The organism is Gammaproteobacteria bacterium, from assembly GCA_035279405.1.
GTDB lineage: Bacteria > Pseudomonadota > Gammaproteobacteria > Natronospirales > REEB76 > REEB76.
Genome location: DATEHU010000055.1, coordinates 46,357 through 58,444 on the forward strand (window position 1 = coordinate 46,357; position 12,088 = coordinate 58,444).

Sequence of the window (12,088 nt, forward strand, 5' to 3'; positions counted from 1 at the left end):
GAAGAATTTCCATTTATGCAAAAATGCCGTCAAAATTTATACACCGGGCAAACAATTACGCCGCAGCTCCAGTCTTGCGGACCACGCCGTTTATTAGTCTGTAGCACGCCTGTGTGTGGGAGCAGACCGCTTCGCCGTCACCTTTGACCGGTAAATCAAGCCGTTCACCAAACTCGCTCATCCAGCCGATCTGGCGTGCTGGCACGCCCACCATCAACGCATAAGAGGGTACGTCCTTGTTGACAACAGCACCGGCGCCGACGAAGGCGAATTCGCCAACGGTAATGCCGCACAGGATGGTGCAATTGGCGCCCAGAGTGGCGCCTTTTTTTACCAGTGTGTCGCGGTATTCGTCCTTGCGCTCAATCAGCGCTCGCGGATTGTAAACATTGGTAAACACCATGCTGGGGCCGCAAAACACGCCTTCTTCCAGCGTCACGTTGTCATATACCGAGACGTTATTCTGGATCTTGCAGCGGTCGCCGATGATCACTCTGTTGCCGACGAACACATTCTGCCCCAACGACACGCCCTTGCCGATGCGTGCGCCCCCACATACATGCACAAAGTGCCACACGCGTGAGCCCTCGCCAACCTGGGCGCCTTCATCAACGATTGCGCTCGGATGCTTGAAGTACCCCATGTTCAGGCTCAAGCCGCAACAGCCTTGAGAAACGGGTGGTATTCACCCACCAGCCCGATTGGCTTGGCATTGCGAATGGTGGATACGGCCGTAATGGCGGTGCGGTTGGCTTCCAGTCCATAGCCATGGCCGGCAAGGATCTGCTCATAGGTGCGGGTGTGCAAATCGGTGAAACCGCCCGAAAACTCGATTTCCTTCCCATCCACCGTGATTGAGCGGTATGTGCGTTGGCCGGCGAGCTTCTGCGCTGCGGGCACGTCGGCGTAATCCACCGATAAAAACCAGCGCACGCGAGCACGCTCGTATTCCAGATACCCGGCGTTCCGGGTTTCGGACGCGTAGTGAACGATATTCTGCTGCAAGTCACCGAAAATAAAATACAGCATGTCAAAGAAGTGCACGCCGATATTGGTGGCAATACCCCCGGACTTCTTTATATCGCCCTTCCATGATTGCAGGTACCAATGGCCGCGCGACGTGATGTAGGTCAGATTCACATCGTGCTTGGTATCGTGTTTGGCCGCACGGACTTTCTCGCGCAGCGCCACGATGGATGGATGCACGCGCAACTGCAGAATGGTATTGACCTTGTGCCCCGTGTCGCGCTCGATCTCTAGCAGGCCGTCTATATTCCACGGATTCAGTACCAGCGGCTTTTCGCAGATCACGTCACAACCCGAGCGCAGACCGAAACGCATGTGCGCGTCGTGCAGATAGTTTGGCGTGCAGATGGAAATGAAATCAATTGTGTTTTCGTGGTTTTTACGGCGCAGCTTATCCACGTGCCGATCGAAACGTTCAAACTCCGTGAAGAAGTCGGCCCCGGGAAAGTAGCCGTCAATGACGCCAACCGAGTCACTCGGATCAAGCGCCGCCACCAGCTTGTTGCCGGTATCCTTGATGGCTTTCATGTGGCGCGGAGCAATGTAGCCCGCAGCGCCAATCAAACCGAAATTTTTCACTGTCTACTCCCTTGCTTTAAGAGCCATTTACAGTTTATGCCTAATACCGGAGCGGACCTGGATGGAGGCCTCGCAAATATCCGGGTCATGTAGCTACTTGTTCTTGTTGCCGGTCGTTTTACTGCGCAGCTCCTATCAAGCTGCTTCCCAAGCCTAGAAAATCGCTCAGCAATCCTACAATGCTCCAGTCGCTCCATTTTACGTCGTATCGGCTTTCATCGGAACGACGGGACCCTTACACCCCGGCTATGAGCAGGGGTGTTGCCGCCATCCCTGACAGGGATGCAAGTCAGATCCTTCTGATGCAGACTCTTCGGAGAATAACTTTCGGGTATCACGCAACGAATCCGGCATCCCGCAAGAGCCTGAGCACTTCATTGGCTTCTTCGTCCATGCTTCCCTGGGCAGTATGCAGCGTAAGTTCCGGCGATACCGGCGCCTCATAATGATCGCTGATGCCGGTGAACTCCTTGAGCACTCCGGCGCGCGTTAAATCCCCCCTCACCCCCCTTGAAAAAGGGGGGTTGGGGGGATTTGATAGTTTGGAATCGCGGCATCGCGATGCCTTTGACTAAGAATCGCGGCGAGTATCGCCGCTCCCACCAGACACAGGCTGCCGCAATGATTCGGTGGGAACGTTTCATTTCGGCTGTCCAGTCAACTCCCCGTCAGCTCACGCGACAAAGCCGGCCGACTTGATCAGCGATAGTATCGCTTCGGCTTCCCCATCCACGCTTCCATGGCCCGCGTCCAGCGCAAGTTCCGGCGATACCGGCGTCTCATAAGGATCACTGATGCCGGTGAACTCCTTGAGCACTCCGGCGCGGGCCTTGGCGTACAAACCCTTGCGGTCGCGTTGTTCGCAGACTTCGAGCGGCGTGGACACGTATACTTCAAAAAATCCGCCCACCGGCTCGATCATCTCTCGCACTTTGCGGCGCGTGGCGGCATAGGGCGCGATGGGCGCGCAGATGGCGATGCCGCCGTTCTTGGTGATTTCGCTCGCCACGTAGCCGATGCGCTGGATGTTCAGATCGCGGTGTTCTTTCGAGAACCCGAGTTCGCTCGATAGGTGCTTTCTCACCAAGTCGCCGTCCAGCATCGTGACATGACGCCCGCCGATCTCGAGCAGTTTCACCATGAGCGCGTTGGCGATGGTGGATTTTCCCGAGCCGGACAGCCCGGTAAAAAACACCGTGAACCCCTGCTTGCTCCGCGGCGGATGGGTCTTGCGCAGTTCCGCCACGACCTCGGGATAGGTGAACCAGTCGGGAATATCCCTGCCTTCCTGCAAAAGCTGGCGCTGCTGGGTTCCGGAGATGGTCATGACGGTTTCACCGGGCTTGACTTCGTCTTCCGGTGCATAGCCAGAGCGCTCTTTCACGTACACCATCATGCGGAACGGCACCATTTCGATGTCCATCTCGTCCTGATATTTCTTGAACAGCGTTTGCGCGTCGTAAGGGCCATAGAACGGCTTGCCCTTGCTGTCCTTACCGGGACCGGCGTGGTCGCGCCCCACGATGAAATGCGTGGCGCCGTGGTTCTTGCGCACCAGCGCGTGCCACAGCGCCTCGCGCGGCCCGCCCATGCGCATGGCGAGCGGCAGGAGGCTCAGCAAAGCCGAGTTGGGCGGATAACGCTTGATGAGGTGCTCGTAGCAGCGCACGCGGGTGTAGTGGTCAATGTCGCCCGGCTTGGTCATGCCGACGGTCGGATTGATCAACAGCTTCGCGCCCACCCGCTCTGCCGCGCGGTGCGTGAGTTCCAGGTGCGCGCGGTGCATGGGATTGCGCGTCTGGAAAGCGACGATGCGCTTCCAGCCCATTTCCGCGAACACTTGGCGCAACTCGGCCGGTGTGCGGCGCAGGTGTTTGAAATCGTAATGCGTCGGCGGCTCGATGCCTTGCAGATGCCCACCTATATATACGGGATTGGTGTGATGTTTGAGATAGAACACCGAGGGATGCCGCTCGTCTTCGGTGCCGAACACCCCAAGAGTTTCGCGCTGCAGGTCCGGTTCCCAGCAATCCTCCACATCGAGCACTGCGATCAGGACACCCTCCGGATCGCGCAGCGCAACGGAACCGCCGGTCGTGAGCTTGCGCGCGAACTCGTGCGTGACATCCAGGGTAATCGGCATGGGCCAGAGCGTGCCGTCCGCGAGCCGCATCCCGTCCACCACGCGATCGTAATCGGCGCGTGTCAGAAAACCGGTGAGCGGCGCAAAGCCGCCGTTCAACAGCAGCTCGAGATCGCAAAGCTGGCGCGGGGTGAGATCCCAGGAAGGAAAGGCCTGCGCGGCCGCTTTGAGTGCGTCCTGCCGGTCGGCGGGCACGAACAAATCCTTCGGTGAACCCTTATCAATTGCGGTCGCGGGCGCAGCCGTCGCCGGACTGGAGGCCATATCTACTTCCCTGCGGCCCGGGTGAAACGCAGGCGCTCACGCACCTGCTCGACGTAATTCGCAGCCAGCGCGGCAAAGATGGCAAGAATGGTGCCGATCACGATGCCGAGCCCCACCATCGCGCCGCGGCCGAGACCCACGGGTTTGACCGAACGCACAGGATCGCCCAGCACTTTGTTGTCCTGAATGTTGTCGAGCTGGGCCTGGATATTGGTGATATTGTTCTTCTGACTCTGGATATCCTGGCCGTGACTGAACAGCAGCTTCTGCAAGGCGGTCTGGTTCTGCACGATCACCTGGTCCTGCAAGGCCTGCGCACGGGTATTGTCGGTGATGTCTTTTTGCACGCCGGCGAGCTGCTGGGGCAGCGTCACGTTCAACTGCTGCTCGGTCTGATTCAGCAGATTCACGCTCTGCTGCACTTCGGTGCTGAGCACCAGATTGGACATGGCCTCGGTGGGACTGGTCGCGTTTTGAGCCGAGGCAATCGAGGCTTTGCGCGCCGCATCAATATGCGCCTGCAATTGCGCGGCCTGCTTGGTCAACAAATCCGCGGAGGCCTCGAGCTTGCTCTTGCGTACCGCCAGCACCTGAGCGTTCGCCTTCAGGCTCGCCAGAGTGTTCCTGGCGTCGGCGATGGCCTTTTCCGCCGCCAGCTTCTGCACCGCGAAGACCGCGGGATTCTGCAAGGCCTGCAAATTCAGGTTGGAGCCGTTCAGTTCCGCCTGCAGGTTTGCGCGTTCCGCGGCGCCGGCGCCGGAATTGTCGCGGACGAAATTCTGGCTGGCCAGCTTCTCGATGGCGGCGCAGGCCTGCCCCAGTTTTCCGGCACTGCGGCAAGTCAACAGCACGGTGCTGCTGTTGCCGGTGTCCGTCCCCGCGTTCACCGTGAACTTGGGGATATTCGCCGATGCCTGCGGTTCCTGCAGATATTGCAGTGAGGCCTCCGGAATATAGACATTCTGCAGGGCATTGACCGCGGACTGAGAAGACACGAGCGGCACGGCGGTGCCGTTTGACGTGATCAGGTAACCCAGACGGATGCCGGCCGTATATTCATAACTCGGGCTCTTGAACACGGCCGCAAGGATGGCCAGCACCACTATCACCACAAACACCGTGAGCATCAGGCGCCAGCGCCGCCAGAGCAGCACGCCCAGATCCACGAGATCAATCTCGCCGCCGGGCGGATAATCCCCCGCCCAAGACTGCGGGCTAACCGGGGAAGAAGCAGGATTCTGGATGGCAGTTTTATCGGATTGTTTCGGATCTGTAGTCATCTGCAAAGATACCTTCAAAGTGAATTTTCAATCCTTGACCGAGTCCGCCGCGGCGCCGCTTGTGGGAGTGGCAATGACCGCCAGCATCCGTCAGGTGGGAGCGGCGATATTCGCCGCGATTCCAAAACCATCGCGATGGAGACCATCGCTCCCACCGAATCATTGCCACCACAGCGACCCTGTGGGAGCGGCGATACTCGCCGCGATTCTTAGTCAAAGGCATCGCGACGCCGCGATCCCAAATCATCAAATCCCCCCTCGCCCCCCTTTGCAAAGGGGGGAGCGCGCTTGGCGCGCGGGGGGATTTGTCACAGCTGTTCATTCTGTCAGGCGTTCTCAGAACGGAATATCGTCGTCGCTGAAATCATTGGCGGCTTTGGCTGGCTTGCCGGCCGGCGCGGCCGCCGGCTCCGGTTCACCATGAGTGTCGCCGGTTATGCGCTCCGCGCCGCCGGCACCGGCGCGTGAGCCCAGCATCTGCATGTTGTCGGCGATGATTTCCGTTGAATAGTGCGTCTGGCCTTCCTTTTCGTAGGTACGGGTGCGCAACTTGCCTTCGATGTACACCTGGGAGCCCTTTTTCAGGTACTCGCCGGCGACTTCCGCCAGCCGCCCATAAAAGGTAATGCGGTGCCACTCGGTGCGGTCCTTCTGCTCGCCCGTCTGCTTGTCCTTCCAGGACTCGCTGGTGGCCATGCGGATGTTGGTGACCGCGCCGCCCGAAGGCATGTAGCGGGTTTCGGGGTCCGCACCCAGATTACCGATCAAAATGACTTTGTTTACGCCGCGTGCCATGGCTTGTCCCTCGCCGGTCGGTAGTATGACCGTGCATCTGTTTTGCGCCGGGGGTGGCTATTTTACGGGAAAACCCCGGGTTGAACAGGTGATGCAGGTGAAAGCCACTGCCAAAAGATGGCATGGGGAGTCGCAGAAGTTGCCAACTATAAATGCCGGACATTGCAAATCCCCCCTTTCGGACTTCGCTTGTTGGCTGCGCAGTCGTGCTCCGCCAAAAGTCCGGCCCATGCGTCCTGCATGGGCGTTCGCGGCGTTGCCGCTTACCCTGCTTCATCCGAAAGTCCAGGGCAGCCGTCGTGGCTGCCCGCTCGGCGCTTGGCGCCTCGCCCCCCTTTTTCAAAGGGGGGAAACGCGATTCACGCCTCATCCCCCTTTTCCAAAGGGGGAGAGCGTCTGGCTGCGGGCGGCCGCATGAACCAGGCCGCCAGCCACCAGAGCGCCGCGAGCGCGGCACAGAATCCGAACACGCCGTTCAGGCCCCACGTGCCTTCGACCCAGCCGCCGAGCACGCCGCCGACGAATATCCCGAAAAACTGCGAGGAAGAATACACGCCCATAGCCGTGCCCTTGGCATCGTCCGGCGCGCGGCGCGAGATGAGCGACGGCAGTACCGATTCGAGCACGTTGAAGCCGGTGAAGAACACCAGCAAGGCCAGGACCACCAGCGGCAGGCTCGCGCGCCCGAACAGCAACAGCAGCTGGCCGGCGGCCAGCAGTGCGACCGAGACGAGGAATACGGCTTTCATGCGCCCGCGCTCCGCCAAAATAATCAGCGGCACAAGAAATGCCACCGAGACGACAAGCACCGGCAGATACACGTACCACTGATCGGGCAGCGCGATGCCGGCCTGGCGGAGCACGAAGGGCACGCTCAGGAAACTCGCGGTCAGTATCGCGTGCTGGATGAAGATGCCGAAATCCAGGCGTTGCAGTTCGCGGTCCGCGAGTACGCGCTTGAAGAGCGCCGGCACCGCTTCCGTCTCGGCATGCAGTTTGGGGGCGGCCGGACGCGGCACCAGCGCGTAGAGCACCAGGATGCCGAGCGCCGCGAGCACCGCGGTCAGCCAGAAGATGCCGCGCACCCCGATCCATCCGTTCAGCACTGGGCCCACGACCACCGCCAGGCCGAAGGACGCACCGATGGTCATGCCGATGATCGCCATGGCTTTGGTACGATGTTCCGCACGCGTGAGATCCGCGGCGAGCGCCAGCACCGCCGAGCCTACCGCGCCCGCGCCCTGCAACAAGCGGCCAAGCACGATGCCGTAGATCGAGGGCGAAAGCGCCGCAATCACGCTGCCGATCACGAACAGCACCAGGCCCGCGGCAATCACGCGCTTGCGGCCAATGCGGTCGGAAAGAAAACCGAAGGGAATCTGTAGCAACGCCTGGGTAAGGCCGTAGATGCCGAGCGCGAGGCCGATGGTGACGGCCGTGGCATCCGGCAGGGTCCGGGCCCAGGGCGCAAACACCGGGTAGATCATGAACAGCCCGAGCATGCGCAGCGAGAAAATGCCGGCCAGCGACAAGGCGGCGCGGCGTTCGGTGCCGGTCATGGAAGCGGTTTTTGTCATGGAGCGTCTAAGCAAATGTACGCCGATTGCCAGCCGTGTTCGTAAAATCCCCCCTCGCCCCCCTTTGCAAAGGGGGGATGGGAATCAAAGACATCGCGACGGAGACCGTCGCTCCCACAAAATCCAATACTACCGCTCCCACCCAATCATTACGGCAGCATCCGTCTGGTGGGAGCGGCGATATTCGCCGCGATTCTTAGCCAAAGGCATCGCGACGGGGAACGTCGCTCCCACTGAATCATTGCCACCACGACCCCGTCGGGAGCGGCGATACTCGCCGCGATTCCAAACCATCAACCCCCCCCTCACCCCCCTTTGCAAAGGGGGGGAGTCAAAGGCATCGCGGTGGGGACCACCGCTCCCACAAACATTTTCATTCAAAGTTTTACCACTCCGCGTACGTGCCCCGCGCAGTCAGGCGCGTTGCAACAGCGGTTGCCACCATTGACGGTTGGCGAGATACCAGTGCACGGTGGCTTCGAGTGCTGCTGCAGGCCGGCCGGCAGGCTGAAAGCCGCATTCACGGGAAATCTTGCCGGCGTCAATCGCATAGCGGCGGTCATGTCCGGGACGGTCCGTAACGTAAGTGATCAGCTCGCACGTGCTGGCTTCGTGTGCCGCCGGGCAATCCGGAAAAGTCCCCGCCAGCTTGGGTGAGGATTGGAATGCGCGATCCAGCAGCCCGCAAATCTCCTCGACCAGCTCGATATTGCGGCGTTCGTTGTTGCCACCGATGTTGTAGGTTTCGCCCACGCGGCCCCGTTCCAGCACCCGCTCGATGCCGCGCACGTGATCGGTGACGTACAGCCAGTCGCGCACGTTGCCGCCGTCGCCGTACACCGGCAGCGGCTTGGCGTGCAGCGCATTCACGATCATCAGCGGGATGAGTTTTTCCGGAAACTGGTACGGTCCGAAGTTATTGGAACAGTTGCTGATCGTGACCGGCAGACCGTAGGTATGGTGGTAAGCACGCACCAGATGGTCCGAGGCCGCCTTGCTGGCGGAATACGGGGAGTTCGGCGCGTACGGCGTGCTCTCCGTGAACGGCGGATCGCCCGATCCGAGACTGCCGTACACCTCGTCGGTGGAAACATGGTGAAAGCGGTGCGCCCTGGCCGCGCTCTTGGTATCCAGCCAGGCGCGCCGTGCAGCTTTCAACAGTACGTGCGTGCCGACCACGTTGGTCTCAACGAAGGCATCCGGGCCGGTGATGGAACGGTCCACGTGCGACTCGGCGGCGAAATGCACTACGGTATCTATCCGCTCTTCGCCCATGAGGGCGTTGACGAGAGCCTCATCGCAGATGTTGCCGTGCACGAAGTGGAATTGCGGGTGATCGCGCACGGCATCGAGGCTCGCCGGATTGCCGGCATAGGTGAGCGCGTCGAGCACCACAATACGATCCTGCGGATGTTGCGCGATCCAGTAGTGCACGAAATTCGCACCGATGAAACCGGCGCCGCCGGTGACCAGCAGCCTACGCATGGCGAAGATCCCCGAGCATGCGTCGCAGATTCACCCGCCAGTGGACGGGCTGCAGATTGGTGGCCGAAATCAGGGAGCGTTTATCGAGCACGCTGTACGCGGGGCGCCGGGCGGGCAACGGGTATTCGGAAGTCGCGAGCGGCCGGATCGGGATGGCGCGAGCAAGCAATCCGGCTGCGAGCGCTTCTTCCTGGATGGCCACGGCAAAGTCGTACCAGCTTGCCACTCCAGCGTCGCTCCAGTGATGCGTGCCGGCTATCTTCGGATCCCCGGCAATTATCCAGATGACTTCCGCCAGACTTCCCGCCCAGGTCGGCGTGCCGACCTGATCGGCAATCACGCCGAGGCTGTCTTTCTCGCGCATCAGGCACAGCATGGTGTTGACGAAGTTTTGACCCTTGTCCGCGTAGAGCCACCCGGTACGCGCGATGACCGCCGCGTCCCCCAACACCGCTCGCAGGCGCTTTTCACCTTCGGCTTTACTGGCACCATACACGCCCAGCGGCCGCATTTCGTCTTGCGGCAGATATGGCGAAGACTTGTGCCCGTCAAATACAAAATCGGTCGAGACATGGATCAGGCGTGCACCGCCTGCACGTGCCGTGCGCGCCAGATTTTCCACGCCGGTTGCATTTACCGCGAACGCCCGCTCACGCTCCGACTCGGCCCGGTCCACGGCCGTGTAGGCGGCTGTATTCACGATGAGCGCAGGCTTGAATGCCTGCACGGCCTTTTGCAGCGCGGCCGGCGCGCAGATATCCAGCTCGCGGCCTGCCGCCTTGATCTCGGCGGCGGCCGGCGCGGTCTTGAGCAAGGCGCTACCCAGCTGACCGTTGGCGCCGGTAATCAGCACTCTCACGGATAAGTCTCCGCCGTGCGCAGCGGCTTGCCCGCCTGATCCTTGTCCGACAGGATCGGCGCCTGTCCGGGTGCGAGCGGCCAGGCAATCTTGACGCCCGGATCGTTCCACAGGAGCGTGCGTTCGTGCTGCGGCGCGTAATAATCCGTGCACTTGTACACAAACTCCGCCGTATCGCTCAGTACCATGAAGCCGTGAGCAAATCCCGGCGGTACCCAGAGCTGCTGCTTGTTCCCGGCCGACAAAATCATGCCTACCCATTTGCCGAAGCTTGGCGAGCTGCGGCGCAGATCCACGGCGATGTCGAACACCTCGCCCGCTACGACGCGCACCAGTTTTCCCTGGGGATGCTGAATCTGGTAATGCAAGCCGCGCAGGGTATTTTTAACTGACAAACTATGGTTGTCCTGGACAAACTTTACATCCAGCCCTGCAGCAGTAAATTTTTTTGCTTCCCAGGTTTCCATGAAAAATCCGCGCGCATCGCCGAATACGCGCGGTTTGACCAGAATCACATCCGGAATAGCCGTCGGCAGGAATTCCATCAGCGGTCGCCCGCTTTGACCAGGCGTAGGAGATATTCGCCATAAGCGGTCTGCTTCAGTGGCGCGGCGAGCTTCAGCACCTGCTCGTGGTCAATGAATCCCTGGCTGAAGGCGATCTCCTCGGGACAGGCGACTTGCAGGCCCTGACGGTTTTCGATGGTGGCGATGAAATTCGCGGCATCGAGCAACGACTCATGGGTGCCGGTGTCGAGCCAGGCAATCCCTCGCCCCATCAACTCCACGCGCAAACTGCTTTGCCGGCGATAGCGTTCGTTGACGTCGGTGATTTCAAGCTCGCCGCGCGCCGAGGGCTTCAGGGATTTGGCGATGCCCACCACGCTGTGGTCGTAAAAATACAGGCCGGTCACCGCGTAGCTGGATTTGGGCTGCTGCGGTTTTTCCTCGATACCAAGCACTTTGCCGGCCGCGTCGAATTGCACCACGCCGTAGCGCTCGGGATGATTGACGTAGTAGGCAAAAACCGTGGCGCCGCGGTCCTGCCGGGCGGCGGCCGTCAACTGCTGCGCCAGGCCGGTGCCGTAGAAAATGTTGTCGCCGAGAACGAGCGCCACCGGTCCCGCGCCGATGAAACGCTCGCCGATGATGAACGCCTGCGCCAGGCCTTCGGGTTTCGGCTGCGGCGCATAGCTGAACGCGAGGCCCCATTGGCTACCGTCGCCCAGCAGTTCCTGATAGCGCGGCAGATCGTGGGGCGTCGAGATCACCAGAATCTCGCGGATACCCGCCAGCATCAGGGTGGTGAGCGGGTAGTAAATCATGGGCTTGTCGTACACTTGCAGCAATTGCTTGCTGACCGCGCGCGTCACCGGGTAGAGACGCGTGCCGCTGCCGCCGGCGAGAATGATGCCTTTGTAGTTCATAGAGGCTTCGCCTGCCCGACCAAGGGCACAGCCTACCGTGTTTTCCTACCGCACACTATCGCTGTGGATAGTATCCGGTCCACTGGTGGCCGCCGTCACGCAGGCCGCGGAATCGCGGTCGAGACGGCCGCTCCCACAATTGCCCCCGCCTCTCTTTCCCCGCGCTCATGACTTTTGGCTCTTGCGCATTTTGCGCCGGGCTTGATGCCCGGCGTATAGTAAGCGGTTCGCGGTTTTTTCAGGGCTCGAATGGACAGCATCCGCATCCGTGGGGCGCGCACCCACAATCTCGCCAACATTGACGTGGACCTGCCGCGCGACCGGCTGATCGTGATCACCGGGCTCTCGGGCTCGGGCAAGTCGTCGCTCGCCTTCGACACGATTTACGCCGAAGGGCAGCGGCGCTACGTCGAGTCGCTGTCGGCCTATGCGCGCCAGTTCCTTGAGCAGATGGAGAAGCCGGACCTCGACTCGATCGAGGGACTGTCGCCGGCGATCTCGATCGAGCAGAAGACCACCTCGAAGAACCCGCGCTCGACCGTCGGAACCGTCACCGAGATCTACGACTACCTCCGGGTGCTGTTCGCGCGGGTCGGCGTCCCGCACTGCCCGAAGTGCGGGCGCATCATCTCGGCCCAGACCGTGCAGCAGATG

At 60.9% G+C, this 12,088-nt stretch carries 12 protein-coding genes; 1 reads left to right on the plus strand and 11 read right to left on the minus strand.

Going from position 1 to position 12,088, the window contains the following annotated elements; translation table 11 throughout:
• Positions 1–55 precede the first annotated feature (55 nt).
• The 11 genes from wbpD to rfbA all read right to left on the minus strand — a co-directional run bounded on the left by wbpD (position 56) and on the right by rfbA (position 11,434).
• On the minus strand, positions 56–643 hold the full coding sequence (gene wbpD, locus VJR90_11250) for a UDP-2-acetamido-3-amino-2,3-dideoxy-D-glucuronate N-acetyltransferase (protein HKV98046.1): 588 nt from the start codon (positions 641–643) through the stop codon (positions 56–58).
• A gap of 8 nt (positions 644–651) precedes the next feature.
• On the minus strand, positions 652–1,605 hold the full coding sequence (locus VJR90_11255) for a Gfo/Idh/MocA family oxidoreductase (protein HKV98047.1): 954 nt from the start codon (positions 1,603–1,605) through the stop codon (positions 652–654).
• 334 nt (positions 1,606–1,939) lie between these two features.
• Positions 1,940–2,083 (minus strand): adenylyl-sulfate kinase, encoded by a 144-nt coding sequence (locus tag VJR90_11260; GenBank protein HKV98048.1) that lies wholly within the window; start codon positions 2,081–2,083, stop codon positions 1,940–1,942.
• Positions 2,084–2,278: 195 nt separating this feature from the next.
• Positions 2,279–4,012 (minus strand): bifunctional sulfate adenylyltransferase/adenylylsulfate kinase, encoded by a 1,734-nt coding sequence (locus VJR90_11265; GenBank protein ID HKV98049.1) that lies wholly within the window; start codon positions 4,010–4,012, stop codon positions 2,279–2,281.
• A gap of 2 nt (positions 4,013–4,014) precedes the next feature.
• Positions 4,015–5,292, minus strand: a complete 1,278-nt coding sequence (locus VJR90_11270; GenBank protein ID HKV98050.1) for a Wzz/FepE/Etk N-terminal domain-containing protein — start codon at positions 5,290–5,292, stop codon at positions 4,015–4,017.
• Positions 5,293–5,628: 336 nt separating this feature from the next.
• Positions 5,629–6,087: a single-stranded DNA-binding protein gene (ssb, locus tag VJR90_11275; protein HKV98051.1), complete on the minus strand. Its 459-nt coding sequence runs from the start codon at positions 6,085–6,087 to the stop codon at positions 5,629–5,631.
• A 359-nt stretch (positions 6,088–6,446) separates the two neighbouring features.
• Positions 6,447–7,664 (minus strand): MFS transporter, encoded by a 1,218-nt coding sequence (locus VJR90_11280; GenBank protein HKV98052.1) that lies wholly within the window; start codon positions 7,662–7,664, stop codon positions 6,447–6,449.
• A gap of 414 nt (positions 7,665–8,078) precedes the next feature.
• A complete protein-coding gene (rfbB, locus tag VJR90_11285) occupies positions 8,079–9,149 on the minus strand; it encodes a dTDP-glucose 4,6-dehydratase (protein ID HKV98053.1) in 1,071 nt (356 codons plus the stop codon).
• Positions 9,142–10,008, minus strand: a complete 867-nt coding sequence (gene rfbD, locus VJR90_11290) for a dTDP-4-dehydrorhamnose reductase (protein HKV98054.1) — start codon at positions 10,006–10,008, stop codon at positions 9,142–9,144. The genes rfbB and rfbD overlap by 8 nt, the downstream gene beginning before the upstream one ends.
• Entirely contained in the window at positions 10,005–10,553 is a 549-nt protein-coding gene (gene rfbC / locus VJR90_11295) for a dTDP-4-dehydrorhamnose 3,5-epimerase (GenBank protein ID HKV98055.1), read from the minus strand. Before rfbC ends, rfbD begins: the two co-directional genes overlap by 4 nt.
• Positions 10,553–11,434 (minus strand): glucose-1-phosphate thymidylyltransferase RfbA, encoded by an 882-nt coding sequence (rfbA, locus tag VJR90_11300; protein ID HKV98056.1) that lies wholly within the window; start codon positions 11,432–11,434, stop codon positions 10,553–10,555. Before rfbA ends, rfbC begins: the two co-directional genes overlap by 1 nt.
• 249 nt (positions 11,435–11,683) lie before the next feature.
• On the opposite strand from rfbA, the gene VJR90_11305 reads away from it, so the two are divergent.
• A partial coding sequence (locus VJR90_11305; protein HKV98057.1) for an excinuclease ABC subunit UvrA occupies positions 11,684–12,088 on the plus strand: 405 nt, incomplete at its 3' end.